At 72.8% G+C, this 24,468-nt stretch carries 19 protein-coding genes and 1 pseudogene; 11 read left to right on the forward strand and 9 right to left on the reverse strand.

What is annotated here, in order from left to right; all coding sequences use genetic code 11:
* Nucleotides 1-37: 37 nt before the first annotated feature.
* Entirely contained in the window at nucleotides 38-658 is a 621-nt protein-coding gene (locus G9272_RS43960) for a hypothetical protein (protein ID WP_171401747.1), read from the forward strand.
* Nucleotides 659-1,193: 535 nt separating this feature from the next.
* Here the strand turns inward: G9272_RS43960 and G9272_RS43965 are convergent.
* Both G9272_RS43965 and G9272_RS43970 read right to left on the reverse strand, forming a co-directional pair.
* Complete coding sequence (locus tag G9272_RS43965) at nucleotides 1,194-1,835, reverse strand: FMN-dependent NADH-azoreductase (RefSeq protein ID WP_171401748.1); 642 nt, start codon at nucleotides 1,833-1,835, stop codon at nucleotides 1,194-1,196.
* Between the two features lie 47 nt (nucleotides 1,836-1,882).
* Complete coding sequence (locus tag G9272_RS43970; protein WP_171401749.1) at nucleotides 1,883-2,596, reverse strand: DsbA family oxidoreductase; 714 nt, start codon at nucleotides 2,594-2,596, stop codon at nucleotides 1,883-1,885.
* Nucleotides 2,597-2,693: 97 nt separating this feature from the next.
* On the opposite strand from G9272_RS43970, the gene G9272_RS43975 reads away from it, so the two are divergent.
* Complete coding sequence (locus G9272_RS43975) at nucleotides 2,694-3,116, forward strand: winged helix-turn-helix transcriptional regulator (protein WP_216377870.1); 423 nt, start codon at nucleotides 2,694-2,696, stop codon at nucleotides 3,114-3,116.
* Between the two features lie 66 nt (nucleotides 3,117-3,182).
* Here the strand turns inward: G9272_RS43975 and G9272_RS43980 are convergent, their stop codons facing one another.
* Nucleotides 3,183-3,359 carry a hypothetical protein gene (locus tag G9272_RS43980; protein ID WP_171401751.1) on the reverse strand — a complete coding sequence of 59 codons (177 nt, stop codon included), beginning with the start codon at nucleotides 3,357-3,359 and terminating at the stop codon, nucleotides 3,183-3,185.
* Nucleotides 3,360-3,689: 330 nt separating this feature from the next.
* On the opposite strand from G9272_RS43980, the gene G9272_RS43985 reads away from it, so the two are divergent.
* Together G9272_RS43985 and G9272_RS43990 are read left to right on the forward strand one after the other, a co-directional pair.
* On the forward strand, nucleotides 3,690-4,385 hold the full coding sequence (locus tag G9272_RS43985) for a pentapeptide repeat-containing protein (RefSeq protein ID WP_216377871.1): 696 nt from the start codon (nucleotides 3,690-3,692) through the stop codon (nucleotides 4,383-4,385).
* A 361-nt stretch (nucleotides 4,386-4,746) separates the two neighbouring features.
* Nucleotides 4,747-5,185 (forward strand): annotated as a pseudogene (locus G9272_RS43990) (transposase).
* A gap of 122 nt (nucleotides 5,186-5,307) precedes the next feature.
* Here the strand turns inward: G9272_RS43990 and G9272_RS43995 are convergent.
* The gene (locus G9272_RS43995) at nucleotides 5,308-7,599 is read right to left on the reverse strand and encodes a (Fe-S)-binding protein (RefSeq protein ID WP_171394682.1); all 2,292 of its coding nucleotides are present in this window, start codon (nucleotides 7,597-7,599) and stop codon (nucleotides 5,308-5,310) included.
* A gap of 712 nt (nucleotides 7,600-8,311) precedes the next feature.
* Between G9272_RS43995 and G9272_RS44000 the strand changes: the two genes are divergently transcribed.
* Together G9272_RS44000 and G9272_RS44005 are read left to right on the forward strand one after the other, a co-directional pair.
* Entirely contained in the window at nucleotides 8,312-8,470 is a 159-nt protein-coding gene (locus tag G9272_RS44000) for a hypothetical protein (RefSeq protein WP_171394681.1), read from the forward strand.
* 739 nt (nucleotides 8,471-9,209) lie between these two features.
* Nucleotides 9,210-10,961, forward strand: coding sequence for an FAD-dependent monooxygenase (locus tag G9272_RS44005; protein WP_171394680.1), 1,752 nt, complete (start codon nucleotides 9,210-9,212; stop codon nucleotides 10,959-10,961).
* Here the strand turns inward: G9272_RS44005 and G9272_RS44010 are convergent.
* Entirely contained in the window at nucleotides 10,954-11,622 is a 669-nt protein-coding gene (locus tag G9272_RS44010; protein WP_171394679.1) for a ScbR family autoregulator-binding transcription factor, read from the reverse strand. The genes G9272_RS44005 and G9272_RS44010 overlap by 8 nt on opposite strands.
* A gap of 251 nt (nucleotides 11,623-11,873) precedes the next feature.
* On the opposite strand from G9272_RS44010, the gene G9272_RS44015 reads away from it, so the two are divergent.
* On the forward strand, nucleotides 11,874-12,803 hold the full coding sequence (locus G9272_RS44015) for an NAD(P)H-binding protein (RefSeq protein ID WP_171394678.1): 930 nt from the start codon (nucleotides 11,874-11,876) through the stop codon (nucleotides 12,801-12,803).
* On the opposite strand, the gene G9272_RS46310 is transcribed toward G9272_RS44015, so the two are convergent.
* Both G9272_RS46310 and G9272_RS44020 read right to left on the reverse strand, forming a co-directional pair.
* Nucleotides 12,695-13,309 (reverse strand): pentapeptide repeat-containing protein, encoded by a 615-nt coding sequence (locus G9272_RS46310; RefSeq protein ID WP_367398532.1) that lies wholly within the window; start codon nucleotides 13,307-13,309, stop codon nucleotides 12,695-12,697. The genes G9272_RS44015 and G9272_RS46310 overlap by 109 nt on opposite strands.
* 88 nt (nucleotides 13,310-13,397) lie before the next feature.
* A complete protein-coding gene (locus G9272_RS44020; protein WP_171394677.1) occupies nucleotides 13,398-14,399 on the reverse strand; it encodes a ScbA/BarX family gamma-butyrolactone biosynthesis protein in 1,002 nt (333 codons plus the stop codon).
* Between the two features lie 711 nt (nucleotides 14,400-15,110).
* On the opposite strand from G9272_RS44020, the gene G9272_RS46315 reads away from it, so the two are divergent.
* Nucleotides 15,111-15,386, forward strand: a complete 276-nt coding sequence (locus G9272_RS46315) for a carboxymuconolactone decarboxylase family protein (RefSeq protein ID WP_367398531.1) — start codon at nucleotides 15,111-15,113, stop codon at nucleotides 15,384-15,386.
* A gap of 777 nt (nucleotides 15,387-16,163) precedes the next feature.
* Here G9272_RS46315 and G9272_RS44030 read toward each other — a convergent pair.
* Nucleotides 16,164-17,642 (reverse strand): FAD-dependent monooxygenase, encoded by a 1,479-nt coding sequence (locus G9272_RS44030; RefSeq protein WP_171394676.1) that lies wholly within the window; start codon nucleotides 17,640-17,642, stop codon nucleotides 16,164-16,166.
* A 920-nt stretch (nucleotides 17,643-18,562) separates the two neighbouring features.
* On the opposite strand from G9272_RS44030, the gene G9272_RS44035 reads away from it, so the two are divergent.
* Complete coding sequence (locus G9272_RS44035; RefSeq protein ID WP_171401759.1) at nucleotides 18,563-19,399, forward strand: AfsR/SARP family transcriptional regulator; 837 nt, start codon at nucleotides 18,563-18,565, stop codon at nucleotides 19,397-19,399.
* A 318-nt stretch (nucleotides 19,400-19,717) separates the two neighbouring features.
* Here the strand turns inward: G9272_RS44035 and G9272_RS44040 are convergent, their stop codons facing one another.
* Complete coding sequence (locus tag G9272_RS44040) at nucleotides 19,718-20,731, reverse strand: IS200/IS605 family accessory protein TnpB-related protein (protein WP_367398530.1); 1,014 nt, start codon at nucleotides 20,729-20,731, stop codon at nucleotides 19,718-19,720.
* A gap of 191 nt (nucleotides 20,732-20,922) precedes the next feature.
* On the opposite strand from G9272_RS44040, the gene G9272_RS44045 reads away from it, so the two are divergent.
* Both G9272_RS44045 and G9272_RS44050 read left to right on the forward strand, forming a co-directional pair.
* The gene (locus G9272_RS44045; protein WP_171394675.1) at nucleotides 20,923-21,948 is read left to right on the forward strand and encodes a BTAD domain-containing putative transcriptional regulator; all 1,026 of its coding nucleotides are present in this window, start codon (nucleotides 20,923-20,925) and stop codon (nucleotides 21,946-21,948) included.
* Nucleotides 21,949-22,940: 992 nt separating this feature from the next.
* Nucleotides 22,941-24,365, forward strand: coding sequence for a condensation domain-containing protein (locus G9272_RS44050; protein ID WP_171394674.1), 1,425 nt, complete (start codon nucleotides 22,941-22,943; stop codon nucleotides 24,363-24,365).
* Nucleotides 24,366-24,468 lie beyond the last annotated feature (103 nt).

The raw sequence follows: 24,468 nt of genomic DNA on the forward strand, positions 1-24,468 counted from the left end.
ACTCGCCCACCGGCCCGGCGGCCTGTTCGCGGCGAAGTTGCAGCTCAAGCACCTGTCCGTCACCACCACCGAGGGATATGCCAACCGTCCTGTTGGCACCCAGGCTCTCTTCCTGGCCGAGATTGGCAAGGAAGAAGAGTCCCGCAACCTGTCCCTGACCCTGCGGGCGTTCCGCGACTACCAGGGCGGCCGTCGTCCTTCCGGACCCGGCGCCCGGGACCTGCTGGCGTTCTTCGCCAGCGTCGAGCGCCAGCTGGAGGAACTGGACGTGACCGCTCCGGTGGTCAAACGCAGCGACCAAGAAGTGATCAACTTGCTGGCCCATCGGGCGGGCGCCCTGCACCTGGGGCTCGCGAACTACTGCTGGTTCCTCGACCCGGACAAGGGCCTGTGCCTCAAGCTCGCCGACAGTGCCGACCGCAGTCAGCCGCTGGCCGGCATGTGTGACTCGGCCCGCTGCCCGCAGGCCACCCACCACTCCTGTCACCGCGACACATGGGCGACCGCGGCCCTCAGCGGACGGGCCTTCATCAGCAAGATCGGACGAGGGCAGAAGACCGAACGAGCCCGGCTCATGGCCGAAGCCGAACGCGCCGAGCACATCGTCGCAGCGATCGACGCCGCAGCTCACGGAGGACCGCGTGGGACAGATCAGTAGTGCCGAACGCCGCCGCAACAAAGAGGCCATCCGGGTCGCGATGGACCGGCTCTTGAAGGGTGACCTCCCGCCCGGCGGCAGCTGCGACTTGAAGACGCTGGCCACCGAGGCTGGTGTAACCCGCACCGCGTTCTACCCGAAGAAGAACCGTGACGGCACCACCCGCCCCGGCCCCTACCAGCACCTCGCCGAAGAGTTCCAGCAGCGCCTTCGTGGTCTGCGGGAGGCAGGAAAGGTCGTCGACCCGCGGATCGCGCAGATCGAACGGCTCAAGGCCAAGGTCGCCGAGCTCAAGGAACGCCTGGCCCAGCGGGACGAGACCGTCGCCGAGCTCACAACGTTCAAGGAACTCGCTGTCTCGCGCTTGGCCGCACAGCACGACGAGATCGTGCGTCTACGGGAACAGGCCGCAGCCCTCGGCAACGTCCGCGGCCTGCCCGCCCCCCCCGCCCTGCAACAGCCCCGTACGGATCGTGCAGTTGAGCCCGACGTCTACCGGCAGTTCGAGTACGAAGAAGGAGTCCGTCAGGATGCGTCAGGCGGCACGCAGCGTGCCGAAGGTCGTGGCGAGCGTGCGGGCCTTGTCGTGGGCGGCTGTCATGGACGCCTCGTGCAGGGGAAGGAGCGGGGTCAGGGCCGGAGCCACAGGGGCCATGGTCAGCTCAGGTATCACGGTGGTGACGTCCAAGCCGAGGAGGTTCTCGTGGCCCAGGACGGCCTCCAGAGTGGGCACCACGTAGTCGAGGCCCTCGTTGGTGCCGGGGCCGTAGCCGCCGCCACGGGCGGAGATCAGCACGGCCGGACGGCCCGCGACCGGGGAGGGGCCGTTGAAGATCAGGGTGCGGTCCGTGACGATGATCTGGTCCAGCCATGCCTTGAACACCGACGGCATCGAGAGGTTGTACATCGGCACGGTGAACAGGTACGCGCCGGCGCCGAGGAACTCCTCGATCAGCTCGTCCTGGAGCGCGGCGGCCTTGGCCTGCTCGGGAGTGTGCTGGGCCGGGTCGGTGATGCGGGCGGTGATGCCCGCGGCGCTCAGGTGCGGCACAGGCGAGGCGGCGAAGTCGCGGTGGACGACCGGGCCCTGCCACTGGTCGCGGAAGGACTGGGCGACCTGATGGGAGACGGACGCCTCGCCGAGCGAGGAGGAGTCGATGTGCAGCAGGTACGACATGGCGATTGTGCCTTTCACAGAGATGTTGGCGGGGATGGGGTGACGGGTCAGGGACGGGCCGGGACGGCGCAGCCATCGGGGCCGCAGCCCGGGGCGTCACCTGCGGGGGCGAGGGTGACCGGGTGGGTTTCGTCCCAGGTGGTACGCAGCAGGTCGAGCAGGGTGTCGCTGTCCTGCGCGCCGGGGACGCCGTAGCGGCCGTCGACGACGATGAACGGGGCACCGGTGGCACCCAGGCGCTGAGCGCGGCGGGCGTCGTCCTGGACCCGGGCGCGGTAGCGGCGCTCGGTGAGCACCTGGCGCGTCAGGTCAGGGTCCAGGCCCAGCTCGTCGGAGAGCCGGAGCAGGTCGTCCAGGGCGAAGACGGGCTCGGCCTTGCCGAAGTAGGTGCGGAAGATCGTGTCCCAGGCTTGGCGGTTCTTACCCTGCACGGAGGCGTGGGCCAGGAACTCGTGGGCCAGCTCGGTGTCGCCAACGACGTTGTCCAGCACCCGGTAGGGGTTCAGTCCCTCGGAGGCTGCCAGCGTCTCGATCTGCCCGGTCGCCGTCTTGGCCTGCGCGTCGCTGATGCCGTGCTTGCTCAGCAGGGCCTCACGGACGCTGACCGTCCGGTCGGCGGGGAAGCCACTGCCCAGGGGGAACGAGCGGTGGACCACCTCCACCTGATCGCTGTGCTCGAACCGCTCCAGGGCCCGGTCCACACGGTGGCTGCCCAGCCCGCACCAGGGGCAGGTGACCTCGGCCCATATCTCTACCTTCATGGCCTGACCTCAAATTCCTCTCATTTGTTCGTAGCGCCATGATGCGCCAGTATGGAAGCCGGTACAAAAGGCACACCGGTGTGCGTGACGGAGAGGAATGGGCGCCATGCAGGACAGCGCTGGTATGGAGATGGCGGCTGCGATCGGGCCGTGCGCGAGCATCCCCGCCGACCACATGGCTTTCATCCGGCAGGTCCTTGACCGGGTCGGCGACAAGTGGAGCATGCTGATCACCGCCGTCCTGGAGGACGGCCCGTTGCGCTACACCGACCTGCAGCGCCAGATTCCGGGCATCTCCCAGCGCATGCTCACCCACACGCTGCGCCAGCTCCGGGACGACGGCCTGATCACGCGCACCGCCTACGCCGAGGTGCCGCCACGTGTGGAGTACGCCCTCGCCCCGCTCGGCCGCGGCCTGCACGAGATCGTCATGCAGTTGATCGGCTGGGTCGCCGACCACCACGACGAGATCCGCGCCAACCGCGCCCAGGCCGGTACCGCCTCCTCCTCCCGGTCCTGAGCCGCGGCACTCACCGACACTCAGAGGTGTCGGACGGCACGCGCGAGGGAGCGGCTCGGTCCGCTGCTACACCGAGTCGCCGTCGTCCTCGTCGAGGCAGTTGAGGTTGACGTGCTTGAGCGGGGAGATGCGAGCCACGTCCTCGTCCAGGACGTCGTGCTCCCGCTCGTGTGCGGGAAGGCCCCGCAGGTGCTTGACGGCGGCGTCCAGGTAGGGACACGACGGGTCACCGCAACGCGACACGAGCCGTAGGCCCAGACCTGGTGTAAATGCAACACGACCTGCGCGGGACACGGTCTCTGCCGACACAAACACGGCATGGAAGGTGTGGTGGCCAAGCTGGGCTCTTCTCCGTACCGGCCGGGGCAGTCCTCGGCATGGAAAGAGATGCGGAACGCCGAGAGGGCACCGCACTGCCCAAATCGCTGAGCCGCTTGAACGCTGAGAGCGCGCGACACCCGCCCTCGCACAAACGCCGGCGAAATACACTGGCGCCCCATTTGCGATCGTTCGCCATCAGGCGTAGGAATGAAGTGAGAGTGATTTGCCCCCCGCGCGCTGGGGAGGAGCCCCATGCCTGTCGCAGGCCCTTGGCAGTGGACTCTTGTCGCCATTCTGGTCGTCCTCGGAATGCTGTTTGCCCTGCTCGCATGGAGGATGGCCATAAAGGAGCGAGAGAAAGAGCCAAGAATCGAGGTTCTCTCCGCAGTGGGCGGCGGTCTGATCACAGGGCTCGCCGTTGGTTTGGCTGTTCTTTTTCTTCAGAAATCATTTGAAGAGTCACAAAAGTATGCCACGTGGCGAGCCAGTGTTGAAGTCGCCGAGAGCATCCCGGGGTTCGCCCCGAACGGGCGGGACATCCGGGGGATCAACTTCAGCGGCAAGCGTCTGCACGCCGCAGACTTCACCGAGGCCGATTTGGAAGATTCCAAACTTAGAGATGCCGATCTCGACGGAGCAGTGTTCAACAATGCCAATCTCCGTGGCGCAGACCTTATAGGGGCCAACCTTAGAGAAGCCAGCCTCGATGGTGCAGACCTCGAGGGGGCCCTCCTGCAGGATACGAACTTCGCCTACGCAATCGTGTCTCCTAAGATCGAGAAAGCTCAGGTAAATGCGCGCACATGCTGGCCTCCTACCATGAGAAGCGAAATGCTTGAAAAGGTAATCGTGATGCCCGCCTATGACAAGAACGGCGTGAAGATAGATGACATGAAAGATGGCTTGAAAGGAGGCCAGAGATTCCCGTGCCCACTGAGGAAAGAGTAAGGCGACCGACAAGCGGCAGTGTCGCCCGTGGCACGGGTCTACGCGAGGCCACCGATGAGTTGAGCACGCCAGCGATCCGTGTTGGCCCGCGCGCGGGCCGGAGTTGGATCGCCGGATCAGTCACAATCGGGTGGGGGCGGGGGCCCGGAGGTGCGGGCGCTGCCGTTATAGCGGGCCCGGACACACATTGGCCCCCACGCTGCTCGGGAGCGGTGGGGTCGTGGCGCGGGCTGCCGCACGGAGCAATGCGCTTCAGCGGTTGGGCAGTTACAACGGCTAACACAAAGAGGTGGATCGGTCCTGGCTGCCGTGACTGGCGCGGGAGTTGAGCGTTCGGTCTGGTGTGGGGACGTCGCCGTGGATTGTGTCGGATGAGCTGTGGGATCGCCTGGAGCCGCTGTTACCGCAGCGTGAGCGGCGCTTTCGGTATCCCGGCCGCAAGCCGTTGCCGGACCGGGACGTGCTGTGCGGGATCTTGTATGTGCTGCATACCGGGATCCAGTGGGAGTACTTGCCGCAGGAGCTCGGTTTCGGCTCGGGCATGACGTGCTGGCGGCGGCTGCGGGACTGGAACGAGGCCGGCGTGTGGCAGCGGCATCGTGTCCGCGATCGCCCGCCGCGGCACCCTGCACGGCACAGGACTGGGCACCTACCGCTGGGTCGTGGAGAGGAGCTTTGCGTGGCTGCACGGCTTCCGACGTCTGCGGATCCGATGGGAACGGCGAGCCGACATCCACGAAGCATTCCTCAAACTCGCCTGCTGCCTCATCACTCACCGACAACTCAGCTCATTGTGTTAGCCGTTGTTGAGTGAAGTGGTTGTGGTGGTCGGTTCGGGGAGGTTCTGGGCCTTTTTTATCGCGTCGGGTGGTTGGTGTGTGGTGGGTGGTGTGTGGTGGGTGGTGTGTTGGTGGTCTGCCGTTTATGTGGTGGGTTGTGGTTGGGGTGTGTTCTCGGTCTGCGCCTCGCCCGCCGGGGGCTCGTCGTCGACCGGGGTCTTGACCGACTCCAGCAGCAGCTGGGAGACGTCCACGACCTGGATGGACTCCTTGGCCTTGCCCTCGTTCTTCTTGCCGTTGACCGAGTCGGTGAGCATGACGAGGCAGAAGGGGCAGGCGGTGGAGATGATGTCGGGGTTGAGGGAGAGGGCTTCGTCGGTGCGTTCGTTGTTGATGCGTTTGCCGATGCGTTCTTCCATCCACATGCGTGCGCCGCCGGCGCCGCAGCAGAAGCCGCGTTCTTTGTGGCGGTGCATCTCCTCGTTCCGCAGACCCGGGACATTGGCGATGATCTCGCGCGGAGGCGTGTAGATCTTGTTGTGGCGGCCGAGGTAGCAGGGGTCGTGGTAGGTGATGAGGCCCTCGACCGGGGTGACGGGGGTGAGTTTGCCGTCGTCGATGAGGTGCTGGAGCAGCTGGGTGTGGTGGATGACCTCGTAGTCGCCGCCGAGTTGGGGGTATTCGTTGCCGATGGTGTTGAGGCAGTGCGGGCAGGTCGCGACGATTCTTTTCGCCGATTTCGGCTTGCGCGAGGCCTCGGTCACCTTGCCGTCGTCGCCGGTCTCCTCGCCGAACGCCGTGTTCAGCGCCATGACGTTCTCCATGCCGAGTTCCTGGAAGAGGGGCTCGTTGCCGAGGCGGCGGGCGGAGTCGCCGGTGCACTTCTCGTCGCCGCCCATGATCGCGAACGTGACGCCGGCGATGTGGAGGAGTTCGGCGAAGGCTTTGGTGGTTTTCTTGGCGCGGTCTTCGAGGGCGCCGGCGCAGCCGACCCAGTACAGGTAGTCGACGTCGGTGAGGTCTTCGATGTCGCGGCCGACGACGGGGATGTCGAAGTCGACCTCCTTGAGCCACTCCAGGCGCTGTTTCTTCGCCAGCCCCCAGGGGTTGCCCTTCTTCTCCAGGTTCTTGAGCATGGTGCCCGCCTCGGACGGGAACGCGGACTCGATCATGACCTGGTAGCGGCGCATGTCGACGATGTGGTCGATGTGTTCGATGTCGACGGGGCACTGCTCGACGCAGGCGCCGCAGGTGGTGCAGGACCACAGCACGTCCGGGTCGATGACGCCGTTCTCCTCGGCGGTGCCGATCAGCGGGCGTTCGGCCTCGGCCAGTGCCGCGGCGGGCACGTCCGCGAGCTGCTCGGCGGTCGCCTTCTCCTCGCCCTCCATGTTCTTGCCGCCGCCGGCGAGGAGGTAGGGGGCTTTGGCGTGCGCGTGGTCGCGCAGCGACATGATCAGCAGCTTGGGGGAGAGGGGCTTGCCGGTGTTCCAGGCGGGGCACTGGGACTGGCAGCGGCCGCACTCGGTGCAGGTGGAGAAGTCCAGCAGGCCTTTCCAGGAGAACTGCTCGACCTGGGAGACGCCGAAGACGTCGTCGTCGCGGGGGTCGGTGAAGTCGATTCGTGTGCCGCCCGATGTCATCGGCAGCAGGGCGCCCAGGGCGGTGGCGCCGTCCGGGTTGCGTTTGAACCAGATGTTGGGGAAGGCCAGGAACCGGTGCCAGGCGACGCCCATGTTGGTGTTGAGGGCGACGACGATCATCCAGATGAACGAGGCGGCGATCTTCAGGCCGGCGAAGAAGTAGGTGAGGGTGTGCAGGGTGGAGGTGTCGAGCTCTTCGAGGCGGGTGAGCAGGGGGTAGGAGATGAAGAACGAGGCCTGGTAGCGGGGGATGTGGTGCTGGGCGCCTTCGAGGGCGTGCAGGACCACGATGCAGATGCCGACGGTGAGGATGACGGCTTCGACGAAGTAGGCCTGGCCGGTCTTGGAGCCGGCGAAGCGTGACTTGCCGTCCGGGCGGCCGGCCCGGTTCAGCTGGCGGACGGTGATCAGGGTGATGATGCCCAGTGCCGTCATCGTGCCGAGGAACTCGACGAAGACGTTGTAGGGGGTCCAGTCGCCGATGACGGGCAGGAGCCAGTCGGGCCGGAAGAGCTGGCCGGCGGCGTTGACGATGGTCAGCAGCAGTGTGTAGAAGCCGACCGCCACGAACCAGTGCGCCACCGCGATGACGCCCCAGCGGTTCATGCGGCTGTGGCCGGCGAACTCGCGGACGACGGTGAGGGTGCGTGTGAGGGGGCGGTCGGTGCGGGTCCGGGCGGCGGCCGGCTGGCCGAGCGTGATGAAGCGGTAGATCGCCAGGACGGCCCGGCCGAACAGTGCGACACCGACCACGATGAGGACCAGCGACACGATGATCGCGGCGAGTTGCATGGGCGGACTCCTCGAACCTGCGAAAACGGGACTACCGAGCGGTAACATATGTGGTCGGTCCGAGACTACCCATTTCCCGGGCCGTGCTGTAGCCGGGGGGCAGGGTGATCTGCGTCGCTGAACGGCTTGTCCCGCCCGCCGTCGCGGCCCGGTAACGGGGCTTGTGCGGCTGGGGAGTTGGCGGATCGTGGCCGGGCGGGCGCCGGTATGCGGCGGGGTCCGTGCGCCGGGGTGGCTCGAGCGGCTGTGGAGCAGATTTGAAGCGCGCGCCGGGCCCCGCCCCCTGTCCGCCTCGCCGGCCCTGTATCCGTGCCCGCATGCCCGCATGCCCGCATGCCCGCATGCCTGTACGGCTGTACGTGCCTTCGGCCCGGCCGGTGCCTACGCCCGCCCTTCCGGCTCCGCCTGTGTCCTGCCGGTCTGCGCCTGCCCGTGCCTCCGGCCCCGTGCCTGTGTCTGTGCCTCCGGCCCCGTGCCTCCGGCCCGCCCGGCATGCCGTCCCGGCCCTGCTGGGGTTGGGCCGCGAGACGATCTCGATCACGAGAGGGGAACGGCGGGGGTCGATCGCGTCACCGGCGGCTGCTGCTTCCTCCTCGTCGGTCACGATGAGGTCCGGGACCCTGAGGACTCCCAGTGCGGCGTCCTCCGCGTCGGTCTCCAGCATGAGGACCAGATCCGCCGCCAGCTGAGGCTCCAGCCGGGTGCGCAGCCGGTGCGCGACGGGCTGGTGCTGCTTTTCCGGCTCATCACCAAGCAGCTGGCCTCGGCTGATTTCGGGCCAGGCCAGGGGGGCGGGCTTGTCGAAGGGCTCACGGAACTCACGCAGGTGGTGGTAGATGTCCTGTTCCGTCATGCCTGCCACCGTGCATGACGGAATCATCATCGTGCGTGCTGTGCGGACCTCGTGCCGGACCGTCTGAGCTGTTGAAACGAAGCCGTCGGCGGGCGCGGGTGGTGCCGCCCGCGACGCGGTCCGCCGGGCCGCAGGAGGTGTGCAGGTCAAGGCCGGAGGCGACGGTGTGGGTGCCGGCGGTGCCCGCTTGCCGGGGCTGTTGCCGGTCCGGGCCGAGGCGGCCGGGACCGGCGGTGGGAGGCGCGGGCGGGATGGCCGGTGGGGTCCCTGATGTGCTCCGGGCGGCTGTGGGGCAGGGGTGGTAGTGAACCGTCCGTCCCGTATATTTTCTGTCCTGTTCGTGTGCCGTGGGCGGCCCGGTCGGTGGGGCGGGAAGCTCGTGCGGGCCGGGCGGGGGCCCGGGCGGCCTGGGAGCGGCTGCGGGTCCGCCGGCCTGGCCCGCGGCTGCGGGAGCGCCGGCCTGGCCCGCGGCTGGGGGGCTGGCGGCCTGGGCAGGCGCTTTGCTCCGCCGCCGGTCCGCCGGTCCGCCGGTCCAGGGCCTGCCGGCCTGGCGGCCTGGCGGCCTGGCGGTGGCGTGGGGGTGTGCCGGGTGTGGTGGTGGCGGGGTATCCGGCCCCGTCCGGATCATCCGGTGCGTCCTGCCTCCACGGCCGGGCAGTCCCTGGTGGTGGGTGGTGTTTTTCTGCTCTCCGGCTGCTGTCCGGTCGGTGATACTGGCTCCCGGCGTGGGCCGGGGACGAAGGAGGGGGTCCGGGGTATGGCGGGGGATGTGCGGGCGCAGGTGGTGGTGGTGGGTGGGGGGCCGGTCGGGCTGCTCCTGGCGTGTGAGCTGGCCGGGTACGGGGTGCGGACGGTGGTGGTCGAGGCGCGGGGGGCGGTGAGCGGGCAGCCGAAGGCGACCACGCTGCATGCGCGGACCGTGCAGTGTCTTGCCCGGCGCGGTCATCTCGGTGTGCTCGCGGATGCGGGCGCGGATGTGGGCGCGGAGGCGGGGGAGGGGCCGGGGCCGGGGGAGGCCGCGGGCGTGACTGTAGGTGCGGGTGCGGGTGCGGGTGCGGGTGGGGTGTCGGGGGGGAGTTCTTTTCATTTTGCGGGGATCGGGGGGCTGGTGATCGGGGCGCCGGCGGGGGAGCCGCGGGCGGTGGTGAAGTGTGCGCAGGAGGATCTGGAGCGGTCTTTGGAGGAGCGGGCCAGGGCTGCGGGTGCGGAGGTGCGGCGTGGGTACCGGGTGAGCGGGGTGTGGCAGGGGCCGCAGGGGGTGCGGGTCGAGGCGCAGGGGCCGCACGGGCCGGTGTGTTTCGTTGCCGGGTATGCGGTGGGGGCGGACGGTGCGCGCAGTGTGGTGCGTGAGCTGGCGGGTTTCGGCGCGCGGACGTATCCGGCGACGGTGTCGGCGATGGCGGGGGATGTCCGGCTGGGGCAGGCGGACGCGCTGCGGCCGGGCTGGCACCGCAGCGGGCGCGGCTGGATCCTGGCCAAGGACGCGGGCGGCGGTGTGATGCGCCTGCGCACGCTGAACTGCTCGGGCGCGCACCCGGCCCGGCATGCGCCGCTGGATCTGGAGGAGCTGCGCCGGGAGGTGTCCTTCATCGCGGGGCGTGACATCGCGATGGACGGCCCGCGGTGGCTGAGCCGGTTCAGTGACTTCTCCCGGCTGGTCTCCTCCTACCGCAGGGGGCGGATCCTGCTGGCGGGGGACGCGGCGCACGTGCATTTCCCCATCGGCGGCCAGGGCTTGAGCACGGGTCTGCTGGACGCGCTGGGCCTGGGCTGGAAGCTGGCGTTCACGGTGCGCGGCAGGGCGGGCGAGGACCTGCTGGACACCTATGGCGCGGAGCGCCGGCCCGCCGCGCAGCGGGTCATCGACCACACGCGCGCCCAGCTGGCCCTGATGCGGCCGGATCCCGGACTCGACCCGCTGCGCGCGCTGTTCGGCGAGCTGATGGCCCGCGGCGGCGCGGAGGGCACGGTCCTGGCGTCCATGGTCAGCGCCCAGGACACGGTGCTGCCCGCGCGCGGCGCCGGCTCCTCGCCCTGGGAGGGGCGTTTCGTGCCCAACGCCGCGCTGAGCACGCCGCAGGGCCGCACCGATGTGACGGGCCTGCTGGCCGCGGGCCTGCCGCTGCTGCTGCTCTTCGGCGAGCGGGCCGGCCGCTATGCGCGCCAGGCGCGGCCGTGGGCACAGCTGGTGCGGGTGGTGCGGGCCGCCCCGGTGCCCGCGCTGGACTGCGAGGCGCTGCTGGTGCGCCCCGACGGGTATGCCGGCTGGGCGGCGGGGGGCGGCGCGCTGGCCCCCGCCCTGCGGGCGTACTGCGGCCCGGGCACCCCGCCCCCCGGGGACACGGCGTCCGGGGACACGGCACCCGGGGACGCGGCGTCCGGGGGTGCGGCGTCCGGGGGTGCTGCGGACTGCGGGCAGGCCGGGGGTGATCCGGCGGCCGGCGGGCAGGTGGCAGGCGCGGCGGGCGGCGGGCAGGTGGGGGATGCGGCGGCGGGCGCGGTCAGCTGACGGGCGCCGGGTGCTGCGGGGTGCGCAGGCTGTCGAGTTCGGCGTGGACGAAGGCTCCTCTGCCCTCGGTGATGTCCACCGCGGCGAGTACCGAGGGCACCACGACGCTGGGCAGCACGTGCCGCAGCAGGGCGGTGACCCGGTGCGGCAGGTCCTGGTAGTTGGACATGGCCTGGGACATGGCCTGCACGCCGGCGAACGCCCCCACCAGGACGTCGGCGGTCTCGGCGGGCACGATGTGCGGCATCAGCTCGCCCTGCGCCTGCGCCTGCTCCAGCAGGGCGATACCGACATCGCTCCAGCGCAGGAACGGGCCGCTGCGGTCCAGTCCCTGGGTCTGCTGGTCGAGCGCGAGGCGGACACCGGCCCGCACCAGGGGGTCGGTGCGCAGGCGGTAGGCGTGCAGGACCACCGTGTCCACCAGCTGCTGGACCTTGCAGGCGCGCAGCGGGATGGGCAGGTCGTGGTCCTGCTCGTGGATCACCCCTTCGGCCAGGTCCTCCTTGGAGGGGAAGTGGAAGTACAGGGCGCCCTTGGTCACCCCGGCGGTGAGGAGGATCTCGCTGATCGTCGCGGCCTGGTAGCCGCGCTCCTCGAAGACCTTGGCCGCCGCCGTCAGGATCGTCTGCCGGGTGCGGATCGCCCGGTCCTGCTTCACCAATTCCCGGCCTCCTTCTCGTCGATGAGCCCGGAGACCCAATAAAAAACCGTCCAGTTCGTACATTACAGGGGGTGTGTTTCGAACAGCACCCCCGGATGTACTGGATTCAATGGAACCGCGCAGAGATCGCGGCGGGAGCGGGGAGGACCGGGCGTGCGGGACGACGGGGCACAGGCGCCGCAGGCGCTGCGGGCGGCGGGGGCGCGGCAGGGGCTGCGGGTGCTGTGGGCGGCGGGGGCGGGGTGGGCGGGATGATCCTGGTGACGGGTGCCACCGGGACGGTGGGAGGGCAGGTGGTGCGCCGGTTTCCCGCCGGGGTGCGTCTGCGTCTGATGGCCCGGGACCCCGCGAAGGTCACGGGCGCGCCGGCTGCGGCCGAGATCGTCGCCGGCGATTACGGGGACCCGCTCTCGCTGGCCCGGGCCCTGACGGGGGTGCACGCCGCGTTCCTGGTGACCACCCGCGCCGGCGGCGGCGACGACGCGGCGTTCGCGGCCGCCGCGCGGCGGGCCGGTGTGCGGCGGCTGGTGAAGCTCTCCGCGGCGGCGGTCCTGGACCCGGGGGCCGACGATTTCATCACCCGCTGGCAGCGTGCGGGCGAGGAACAGCTGCGCGGCTGCGGCCTGGAGTGGACCCTGCTGCGTCCGCGCGCGTTCATGTCCAACGCCCTGGGCTGGGCGGCCTCCGTGCGCGGCGAGCGCACCGTGCGCGCCCTCTACCCGGCCTCGCCCAACGCCTGTGTGGATCCCCGTGACGTCGCGGAGGTCGCCGTGCGGGCCCTGACCGAGGAGGGACACGCCGGACGCGCCTACACCCTGACCGGGCCTCAGACGCTCACCGCGGCCGGGCAGTGCGAGCAGCTCGGCCGTCTCCTCGGGGTCCCCCTGCGGCTGGTGGAACTGAGCCCCGCCCAGGCCCGCGCCGCCTGGGCCGCACGCTATCCGGAGCCGGTCGCCGACGCGCTCCTGCACAGCGCCGAACGGCAGCGGGCGGGCGCCAAGGCCCAGGTGGAGGACACCGTCCGCGCGGTGACGGGCCGTCCGCCCCGCACCTTCGCACAGTGGGCCGAAGATCATCTGGAGGCCTTCGCCCCGGCCGGGCAGCAGCCCGCGGCGCCCGCCGCGCCCGCCGGGGACCGCCTCGCACGCCCGGTACGCCCCGGCAGCCCCGGCACGGCGTGACACGGCACCGGCCCCGCAGGACACGCCCGGCACACCGGATCCCCTCTCCCGGGGCAGCGTCTGCCGGGGCACGGCCCGCCGGGGCACGGCCCGCCGGGGCACGGCCTGTTGGAGCACCCTCTGCGGGGGCACCGTCCGCCGGAACACCGTCCCGCGGAACACCGCCCGCCGTGACGCCGTCCGCCGCAGCAGCACCCCGCGGGGTGCTGCCCGCCGGAGCACGGCCTGCCGGAGCACGGCCTGTTGGAGCACCCTCTGCGGGGGCACCGTCCGCCGGAACACCGTCCCGCGGAACACCGCCCGCCGTGACGCCGTCCGCCGCAGCAGCACCCCGCGGGGTGCTGCCCGCCGGAGCGGCCCGCCGGGGCACGGTCCCCCGGGGCACGGCCTGTTGGAGCGCCGTCTGCCGGGGGGGGTGCTCCCCGGAACACCGCCCTGCGGAACACCGTCTGCCGGAACACTGTCTGCCGGAGCGCCGCCCTGCGGAGCGCCGCCCTGCGGAACACCGTCTGCCGGAGCGCCGTCCGGCCGGGCGCCGTCCGGCGGGGTGCGGTGTGCCGGGGTGGTGCTGTGCGGGGCGCGGGCCGCGGGGGGTCATTCGGCGGGCGGCGCCATGGTCACGGTGGACCGGAACACCGGGGTGCCGTCCTGCTGGGCGGTCACCAGGACGCTCTCCTCGTGTTCGGGGCGCGGCGGCGCGGTGCGGTGGGCCTCGACGGTGCAGGGCGTGTCCAGCTCGACGTAGCGCAGGAACTCGCTGGTGATGCCGAGCGGCAGGCAGGCGCGGCCCAGTGTCGCGGCCGTGGCCTGGCGGGCGGCTTCGAGCAGCACCATGCCGGGCACGTGGTCGACGGGGTGGTCGAAAAGCACGGGATGGCGGGTGTCCACCCGCAGCTGCCAGCTCCCGGGCCGGCCGGCGGGGGACAGGACGACGTCCACCGGTGACATCCGGCCGACGCTCTGCGGGGGTTCCGGCGCGGTCAGGGCCAGCACCCGGGGCCGCCCGCCCGCCGCGAGCCGGGCGGCGCGCAGCCGCCGGTAGACGGCCGGCGCGACACAGGTGAACGAGCCGCCCCCGGTCGCGGCGAGGTGGCCCTCACGGTAGATCTCCACCGTGATGCGGCAGCCGGTCAGGGCGCCGCCGCGGCGCCGTTTCACCTGCGAGCACGTCACGTCGACGTCCAGCGAGGCCGGCGCCAGGCCGACCCGCACGTGCGGGGGCCGCACCTGCACGTCCAGGTCCTCCACCAGGAGGTGATGGCCCAGCGGCACACCGAACTCGGCGTGCGCGAGCAGGATTCCGGTCTGCCGGATCGTCTCGGCGGCGATCAGCGGATCGTGGCAGCCGTCCACGGCGGCGAAGAAGCTGTGCCCGCGGGGCCACTGGGCGGCGACGGTGAAGCGGGACTCGTCCACCCGCGCCCAGTCGGTGAGCAGGACCTCGGCGACGCTGGCGCGGTGGACGAACTCCTTGGGCACGGTGGTGGTCAGGGACGGCGGGAGGGTGTCACCGGCCCCCATGGGCACGGCCGCGCCGGCCTGTGTGTGTGCTGCGCCGGATATCGCGCGGTGTATGCGGAACGCGCTCGCAGACATAGCTCCCCCTGAGCCGCCTCGGCCTTGAATTCCGAGGGGCAGCCCCCTCGGAAAAACGAAGATACATACCAGCCGGTTTACTTTCCACCGGGAAGGCGCGGCTCCGCCCGCACGATAAATGGAGTGATGTATTCCCGGATTTTCAAGTGATCATCTGCCAGGCCGTGAGGGTCCGGGAGCTGCGGGTCTCGGCGGCCGTGTTCTCCATGGCCCGAGGCCCGCCCGTGGCCGGCCGCCGGATGAGGGGTCCCGCCGGGTGCCGCAATCTCGAGCGATCCCGGAGCCGTTCTTGAGCGGGGCGGTGCGCCCGCCCCCGGGGGCGGGAGAAAGGAAAGGGAAGATCGCGTCAAACACCGGCCGGGCCCGGACTCCTCGTCCCCGGGCGGGCACTTCGGGCGCGGGCCCGGGGATGAGGCATTTCGCCCCGGGCGGTCACCACGGGGGCCGTGATCCGTCAGGGAGGTGAGGACGCATGAGGACACACCGAAGAGCGGATCACGCTCCGTGCCGAGGAGGAACCCGTGGGATCACGCATGCCCGACCCCGTTACCCTCGTCCCCGAACTGGCAGAGGTGGCGGGCGCGTTGTGCCGGGCCGGTGCGAACGGTTCGGTGCCGCAGGCCACGATCGGCCTGATCCGCCTGCGCACCGGCCGGCTCCTGGGCAGCACCTACGCGGCGCTGCGCGACGCGGCCGCCCTGCGCGGGGGAGTTGCCGGAGCGGATCGCGGCCGTGGCCACCTGGTGGGACGCGCCGTACTTCACCGATGCCGAGCGGGTTGCACTGGAGCTGGCGGAGGCGGTGCTCCAGCCGAGCACCTGGGGCGAGCGGGTCTCCGACGAGCTGTACACGGAAGTCGCCCGGCACTACGGCGACAAGGCGATCGCCACGCTGGCCCTCGTCATCGGACAGGCCGGTTTCTGGGGGGCGTTCGCCCTCATCGGCAAGCCGGTACCCGGCGCGGGAGCGGCCGGTCAGTGGCCCTGACCCCCGCCCGGGCCCCGAACCCCTGCCCGGGCCCCGAACCGCTGCCCCCGGCCCCCCGCCGCCCCCGGCCCGCCGCCCCCGGGCCGGAGCTCCCCGCGCCCGTCGCACCCGCCGCCTGCCGCCCGCGCCCCGGGTGGGGCCCGCAGGCCGTTCCCGGCACGTGGGGGCCCGGCACGTGGGGGCCCGGTTCGTGCGGGGCCGGGGGCGGGGCGGGGTCCGGCCCGGGGGCGGGCGGGTGGCGGCGTGCAGGTGGTGAGTGCACGCCGGGCGGGCGGGGGCCGGGTGCTGTTCCTCCGGGACGGGCAGGGGAGTTCGCCCGTCGCGTGATGCGGCGGGCGACGGCCCGGTCCGTCTTTGCCCGGTGCGCCCGCTCCTGGCCCCCGGTGGGAGAACCGCGCCCGGCAGGCAGGCAGGCACGTACCGGCCGTGCGGGGCGCGTATCCGGCCGCGGCCTGCCACGAAACGCTGGTGCTGCGGTGATCGGGCGGCGCGCCCGGGGGCGCCCGGTGTCGGCGGCGGACGGCACCGCCCCTTGCCTGCCGGAGCGATGTGCAGGGGCATCGGAGCGTTTCGGGCCGGGCCGGGCGCCCCCGGGTGTGCGGGGGCCCCGGCCCCGCCTGTGCGGACCCCGCGCACGCTGCGGGCCGCCGGGCCGCGGAGCGGGCGCGTGCCGCCAGAACGCCCGCTGCCGTTCGGGGCGTTCGGGGCGTTCGGGGCGTTCGGGCTGTCGGGCTGAGCGGTTGAGTCCTGGCGGCAGGACTCAACCGTGCTGGGTGCCTAGGGGCGGTCGGGGGAGCCGAACCAGCGGTGCAGGGCGGCGGTGAGGGTGTCCGGGTCGTCGCCGGCCCAGGCGATGTAGCCGTCGGGGCGTACCAGCAGTGCCGCGGCCTTGCCGAAGGTCTCGGGGGATTCGGGGGTGGCGGTGACGGAGGTGACCCGGTCCTTCCAGCCGGCCGCGGCCGTCCGCAGGGCGGGCGTGCCGTCCAGGTCGAGCAGGACTCCGAGTGCCGGGTGCAGCAGTTCGGGGGTGCGCACCGGGCCGCCCCCGGTGGTCAGTGTGCGCGGCGGCAGCCGGCGGCCGGCGAGCGGGTGGGCGTCCTCGCCGAGGTCGTAGCGGATGTCGATGTGGCTGACCGCGCCCGCCAGATGCCGCTGGACCTCGTCGAGGGTGAGGAGTTCGGCATACAGGTCGCGCAGTGCCTGGGACTCCTCGCCGCCGAAGATGGCCATTCCCTGGGCGCGGGTGTTGGCCAGCAGGCGGGCGCCGACCGGGTGGCGTTCGCCGTGGTAGGTGTCCAGCAGGTCCCCGGGCGCGGTGCCGCGGACGGTGGCGGCGAGTTTCCAGCCCAGGTTGACCGCGTCCTGCACGCCGGTGCTCATGCCCTGGCCGCCCACCGGCAGGTGGATGTGCGCGGCGTCCCCGGCGAGCAGGACCCGGCCCTGCCGGTAGTGGGCGGCCTGGCGGGTGGCGTCGGTGAAGGAGCTGACCCACAGGGCTTCGCCGGCTGAGATGTCCTCGCCGGTCACCCGCTGCCACGCCGCGGCGACCTCGGCGAATCCGGGGGCCCCGCCGTGGGCGTCCGGCGACGCGCCGTACTCGGACAGGATGATGCGGGCCACCCCCTCGGCCATCGGGAAGACCTGCACCAGGCCGCCCGGCAGCCGCTCGCCGAAGGGACGCGGACGCACCCCGGAGCCGGCCACGTCGGCGAGGTGCATGAGCTGGCTGCCCGCGGCGCCGGGGAAGTCGATCCCCGCGGCCCTGCGCACCGTGCTGCGTGCGCCGTCGGCGCCCACCAGGAACGCCCCGCGCAGCCGGCGCTGCTCGCCGGAGGGGGTGGCCACGGTGACGGTGACGCCGTCCGCGTCCTGTTCCAGGGCGAGGAACTCCAGGCCGCGGCGGATGTCGGCGCCCAGCTCGCGGGCCCACTCCTGCAACACCGCCTCGGTCTGGGACTGCGGGATGCCGCGGGCCCCGAAGTCGGCGTCCTCGAGGACGGTGTAGTCGAAGGGGATCCCGCCGAAGTGCCCCATCGGGCTGGTCTCCAGGCCGCCGAAGCGCGGCACGAGACCGCGCTGGTCGAACGACTCCAGCGCCCGGGTGGTGAAGCCCAGGGCCCGCGACTGGCCGGTGGGCTGCTCCAGGGCCTCGGCGACGATGACGCCCGCCCCGCCCAGGCGCAGTTCCCCGGCCAGCATCAGGCCGGTGGGACCGCCTCCGACGACGATGACGTCCGCGTCAAGCGTGGTGTCCATGTGAGTCCTCTCCTCGTGCGCTGCGGCACGGCGTTGTCACGTCGGTTGGTCGGTGTCGTCTTCGGACGGTCGCAGAGGGGCCGGTGACCTCACGGGAGGCGGGGCGGGCCGCGGGCGGTCCCGGTGCGGCGGATACGGGCGCCCGGCCCGGTGCCGCGGGGGCCGGGCCGGGGTGAGCCGGGGTGGGGGAGGAGGCCTTCGGCGTCCGCGGTCCCGCCACACCCTGCCCCATGATCCGCCCCGGGGCTCGAAAAGGGCTCAGGTCCGCCTGGAGGGGCCGCAGTTGCGCCCCGCGCCGCCCGTGCCCCCTTCCCGGCGCGGGAGGGACGGGGCTTGCGCCGGGACACCCCGCCCCGCCCGGGCGGCGGCGGGCGGGGCGGGGGCGGGGCGGGGGCGGGCGCAGCAGGCCCACCAGGTGCAACAGGCGCAGCAGGGGCGGCCGCACGAGGCCGGCGGGAGCGGGCGCGCGGACACCTCCCGGCGCTCTCGCGCCGCGGACGGCCACGTATATTGCCCCGGGCCGGCGGGGCCGCGTCCTGGCCGGATCCGGACGTGCCGGCGCGGACGGCACGGTCTGCGGCGGGCCTGCGGCGGGAAAAGAAGGCGCATGTTTCCAGCCGCACCGTTTTGGACTTCCGGTGGCTCCTTGTTTTCGCTGCTGGGTGCACCGCACAAGCGGAACTAGAGCCTCACCCTGCGGTTTCTCCTGGCGGGGGCAAGGTGAGGTGAACGTCAGTTTGATATGCGGCTGGCTGGATAGCGTCGCCACAGGGGGGCGACAGTCGTATCGCATTGACAAACCGACTGTGCTGTTTTTTTATCTGGGGGTTCGAGTGGCATGCAGAGCACCGGGTCTTCGGGTGGCGGGTTGTGAGCCGGCCGGAGATGGAGGTGTCGGGCCTGGACTCATGGGGGAGACCGTGGACATCGAAGTACTGGGTGCATTGTCGGTACAGGAGAACGGGGTGTCGGTCGTGCCGACGGCACCCAAACCGAGACAGGTTCTGGCGCTGCTGGCCCTGAACGCCGATCAGGTGGTTCCGGTGTCGGCCCTGGTGGAGGAGTTGTGGGGGGTGCTCCCGCCGCGCAGTGCGCGCACGACGTTGCAGACGTATGTGCTGCAACTGCGGGAGCTGATCGGGGTGGCGCTGGCACGCGGCGGGGACGAACGGTGTTCGGCCAAGGACGTGCTGGTGACGGTTCCCGGCGGGTACCGGCTGGTGACCCGGTCGGGCAGGGTGGACTTCCGGGAGTTCGAACGGCGTGCGGGTGCGGGGTACCGGGCGATGGACGGTGAGGACTACCGGGCCGGGGCGCGGTTGCTGGCCGAGGCGCTGTCGCTGTTCCGGGGGCCCGCGCTGGCGGATGTGCAGGCGGGCGCGCGCACCGAGATGGAGGGGCGGCGGCTGGAGGAGGCGCGGCTGTGCGCGCTGGACCAGCGGATCGAGGCGGATCTGCGGCTGGGCCGCCATCGTGAACTGCTGCCGGAACTGACGGTGATGGTCAATCAGTACCGGATGCATGAGAGCGTGCACGGCCAGTTCATGCTGGCGCTGCACCGCTCGGGGCGGCGCAGCGAGGCACTGGACGTCTATCAGCGGCTGCGGGCGACGCTGGTGTCCGAACTGGGTCTGGAGCCGTCGGCGGCACTGAGCCGGCTTCAGCGTTCGATCCTCATGGCACGCGCCGAGACCCCCGCACCGACGGGGGCGGCGGCGGAGGCCGCGGACCGCCGGCTGGTCGCCCGCCCCCACTGACCCGCGCTACGGCCGGACCGGGACACCCCGGCCCGGCCGTACCCCCGCGACACCCCGGAGCGCCCCGCGACACCCCGGCGCCGCGCGCAGCCCGCCGCCTTTCCGCTCACGCCTCCCGCGCACCGCGCTGTGCGGCTGCCGGCCTGCCGGGCCCGGAGCGCCGGGCGTTCGCGCGGCCGCCCGCGTGGAACCGGTCCAGCCCGGTCCGGTCCGCAGCGCAGCGGACGGCGCCCCGGTGCCGTCCCGGGAAAGGCCTCCGCAAGAGCGCGAGGCCCGCGGGAATCCGGCCGCCCGCCGCGGCAGGACCGGCAACCGTTCCTAGGGACTGAGCGGGAGTGAGTCCTGTTTCCAGGATTCATGTTCAGCCGAACGCCCCGGACGGTGTTGGGCGTTCTGGTTGCCCGCGTTCGTTCCGCGTCCGGCGCCGACGGATCGTGTCCGTGGTCCGGGGATGCGGGGGCGGGTTCCCTCACGCCCAAGGAATCCTGGTCCGGCCCGGACGGTCCGATGCCCCACCGCATCACTCCGGTGCTGTGGGGGCGGTGTCGTCCGTCGCCGGATCGGGTGTCCCTGGGCGCGCCTTCCGATCGCCACGGCGGCAGCATCGTGGCGGGTGGTTGTGCGGGTGGTGCTGGTGAGGGGTTTCTGCCAGTGCTGGGCGCCCCACCGGCTGGTGTAGGCCGGGTCCACGGCGATGACCGCGATCCCCGTCTGATCCGCCATCGAGGCCAGCCGGGCACGAAGCTTGGCGGTGGGCATACCGGAGATCAGCCGGCGGAAGCGTTTCCTGCGGCCGTGTTTCTCCCGGGTCTTCTCGGTGGTGAAGTCCAGGTCCTCCACCGCGACCGCCTTCACACCACAGACTCTGCTCCAGTGCAGCAGGCGGGTCAGGGCGTGGCGGATCTGGGCGTCACGGTGGTGGGCGGTGCCGGTCAGGTCGTAGAAGAAGCGGCGCGGGCTGCCGGTCGGGTTGCCGTGCACGTCCAGGCGCCAGGCGGCCAGGTGATCGGCGTTCATGTCGACACCGATCACGCCATGGGCGAGGGCGGCCTCGATCGGGATGGCCGGGGTGGGCGGGATCTGCCAGGACGCGGTCAGATACCAGCGCTCCCGGCCCGTATCCAAGTGAATGCGGTAGGCGACCGCCCGGCCGGCCGCGACGCGGTCCGCCCACTCCACGCCCCGGTGCGCGAACACGACCCGGCACGCCAGGACGTAACGGCCGTGCGGAGCGTTCGCCAGATACGCCAGCGGCGCGGGCAGTCTGATGCTCACCTCGCCGTCGGGGCTGATACGGATCGTCTCGTTGCCGTAGTGCTTGCCACGCGCCACGGGTTACGGGAATGAGGCCTCGCCCGGTCCGGCAGGCGGGTCCGCCCCAACCGGCCGCCGGGCAGCCGGAGTCGAGATCTGCTGGAGAATCGGTCCACGCGGGCCCGCGGCCCGCCGCCCGCTCCTGTATTCGCCCGGCGCGCCGACTACCCTGCCGGGAATCTCGTCGGACGTTGCGGTGCGAGGACGGCATGGAGTTTGGGATTCTGGGTTCCGTGCAGGTCTGCGACGCCCGCACCGGCCAGCGGATCGTGCCCGTGGGCGCCAAGCAACGCGCCCTGCTCGGCGCCCTGGTGGCGAAGGCCGGCCAGGTCGTGCCCTGCGAGCGCCTCGTCGACGAGCTGTGGGGCGAGCACCCGCCGGCGAACGCGGCCAACGCCCTGCACGCCCATGTGGCCCGGCTGCGCCGGCTGCTGCCGGTCCCCGCGCCCGGCCCGGGCACACGGCGCCACGAGGGGCTGGTGACCCGCCCCACCGGATACGTCCTGCGGCTGGGCGGCACCGACACCGACGCACGCCGCTTCACCCGCCTGGCCGCCGAGGGCCGGGCGCTGCTCGCCGCCGACCCCGCCCGCTCGGCCCGCCTGCTGCGCGAGGCCCTCGCCCTGTGGCGGGGCGCGGCCCTTCAGGGCAGCGGCCGCGGCGCCATCTGCTCGGCGGAAGCCGCCCTGCTGGAGGAGAGCAGACTCGTCGCCCTGGAAGCCCTGTACGACGCGTGCCTGCGCGCGGGGCACGGACGCGAGATCACCGGCGAGCTGGAGGAACTGACGATCGCCCACCCGCTGCGCGAACGGTTCTACGAGCTGCTGATGACCGCGCTGCAACGGTGCGGCCGGCAGGCGGAGGCCCTGCTCACCTACGAACGGGCGCGCCGCACGCTCGTCCACGACCTGGGCATCCAGCCGGGACCCACGCTGCGCCACCGGATGCAGGCCATCCTGCACCACCACGACCCCGACGGCAGCCTCGACCTTGACGGCCCCGGCCCCCACCCCGGCCCCGGCGGCAGCCTCGGCCTGCCGGTGCGGCCGGAGCCGGCAACCGGCCCTGCCGGCGGCGTGCCGGGCCGCGCCCCGGGCGACGACAGTGACGTGACGCTGCTGCGGGAGGAGATCGCCTGGCTGCGCCGGCGCGTCGAGCGGCTCGCCCAGGAGCAGCAGGACCTGCTCGGCCGCCTCGACCGCCTCATGCTGCGCGAGGCGTCCGGCCTGACCTGACCCTCCGCCACCTGCACCGGCCCGGCGGACGCGTGACGCTCCGGCACAAGACCCGCCCCCGGCTCCCGGCCTCCGCCCCCTCCGGCCTCCGCCCCCTCCGGGCCCTGGCCCCTGGCTCCCGGCCTCCGCCCCCTCCGGCCCCTGGCCCCTCCGGCCCCTGGCCCCTCCGGCCCCTGGCCCCTCCGGCCCCTGGCCCCTCCGGTCCCTGGCCCCCGGCTCCCGGCCTCCGCCCCCTCCGGCCTCCGCCCCCTCCGGCCCCTGGCCCCTCCGGCCCCTGGCCCCTCCGGCCCCTGGCCCCTCCGGCCCCTGGCCCCCGGCTCCCGGCCTCCGCCCCCTCCGGCCTCCGCCCCCTCCGGGCCCTGGCCCCTGGCTCCCGGCCTCCGCCCCCTCCGGCCCCTGGCTCCCGGCCTCCGCCCCCTCCGGCCCCTGCCCCCTCCGGCCCCCTGGCCCCTGGCTCCCGGCCTCCGGGCCCTCGCCCCGGCCCCGGCTCCTGGCCCCGGGGCCAGGAGCAGATGGGCTGCTCGGGCCGGCCGGTTCGCCGCCGGCCGGCCACGCGCCCGCCGCTCCGGGCGCGGGCACAGCGCCTCACCCGCGCCCGGCCCGCAGCGGCGGCCTGGAACCGGCGCCCGGCACCTGCGCGACACACCAACCCGGGTACACCAGCCCACCAGCCCACCAGCCCACCAGCCCACCAGCCCACCAGCCCACCAGCCCGGCGGGCGCGGCGGGCGCGGCGGGGCGGCGGGGAGGCCGCCGCCCCGGGCGGCGCGGGCGCGGCAGGGCCCGCCGGGACGCCCTCGCCGTCCGGCTCCAGCCGTCCGCAAGGCGTTCACGAGTGGTCCTCGAGCCGTGTCGCCGTGCCGTCAGGGCGCTGACGGGGGAGTCCTGCATGATGCGCCCGGGAGTGCCACACCCGGGTATGCCGCTTTCCGGGAACCCTGTGACCTGCGGTCCTGGCCCGGGTGCGGCAGTGACTGCGAGGAGGACGAGACATGGCGAGGTCGAGCCGCCGGCGCCGTGCATGGATCCGTACCGACCGCCGCCCCACAGCGCTCGCCCGCACGGCACGGCCGCCCGCGCCGGCGGCCCGGCACCAGTGCGACGCGCTGCTGGACTCCGTCGTGAACCGGTCCACCGGACGCCACGTGGAGCAGGCCTGGTGGCGCTGGTACGGGCCGCTGGACACCGAGCGGTTCACCGCCGCCTGGCAGTCCGTCATGGACAGAGAAACGATTCTCCGTGCCGCCTTCGAATACGCCCCGAAGCCACGCGTCGTCTTCCACCTGCACGCACGCGCCGAGGTCGTACGGCACCGCGCGGGCACCGTCGACTGGGACGAACTGCTGGAGCAGGACCGGCTGCACGGCTTCGACCTGAGCCGGCCCGGCCCGCTGCGCGTCACCCTCGTCGACACCGGCACCCCCGGCATCACCCGGGTCCTGCTCACCTTCCACCACGGGCTGCTGGACGCCCTGAGCGTGTCCGTCCTGCAGAACGAGTTCAGCCGCGCCTACCTCGGGGGCGGCGTGCTGCCCGGCGGTGAACGCCGGCCGGACGTGCGCGACTGGATGCACTGGCTGGAGTGCCAGGACGCCACCGCGGCACAGGACTTCTTCCGCCGGGCCCTGCCCGCGGACCCCCCCGCCGTGCTGCCCGCGCTGCCCGGCCCGCCCACCCGCCAGCACGGCCACGGCCGCGCCGAGGCCCGGCTGGCCGCCGCCGAGGCCGCCCGGCTGCACCGGTGGGCGGCCGGCCGGGGCCTGCCGGACTCCAGCGTGCTGCACGCCGCGTGGGCACTGCTGCTGTACCGCGCGGCGCAGGAGAGCGGACCCGTCCCGGTGGGCTTCGGCATCACCGTCTCCGGGCGCGGCATCCCCCTGGACTGCGCCGAGCGGCTGGTGGGACCGATGCGCGGCTGCCTGCCGATGACCGTCCCGGTCGAGGCCGGCCGGCCGATCGGCCGGCTGCTGGCGGCCCTGCGCGACCGGGCGCTGGACATGGCCGCCTACGAATGGGTGTGCGCCGGGCAGATCCAGGAGTGGACCGGCCGCCCGGCCCGCCAGCTGGAGAGCCTGGTCTGCCTGGAGCCCGCCCCCCGCCCGCTGCCCGCCCTGCAGGCCCGGCTCGCCGACGCCGGCATCCGCTTCGGGCACCGCCACGCCCGCGGCTCGCACTCCCTGCTGCCCCTCGCCCTGCTCGTGCGGGAGGGCGCCGACGGCTCACGGCTTCTCACCGTCGTCCACGACCGGGCCCGCGTCTGCGACGCCGACGCGGCCCTGCTGGCCGGCCAGTGCGCCCGGCTGCTGCGCCATCTGCCCACCCTCGACGGCGCCGAGACCGTCGCCGAGGTGCTGGAGCTGCTCGGCGAGGACGAACTGCCCCGGGCCGCCCCGGCCCGCCGCGCCGCCGGGCACTGACGGACCCGCGCGCGGACCGCCGCCCGCACACCCGCCCCGCCCGGGCAGGGGACGCCGCACTCCCGGGCGGGGCGCCCCCTGCCCGGCAGCGCCCCGGGGTGCC

The organism is Streptomyces asoensis (genome assembly GCF_013085465.1).
Lineage (GTDB): Bacteria > Actinomycetota > Actinomycetes > Streptomycetales > Streptomycetaceae > Streptomyces > Streptomyces cacaoi_A.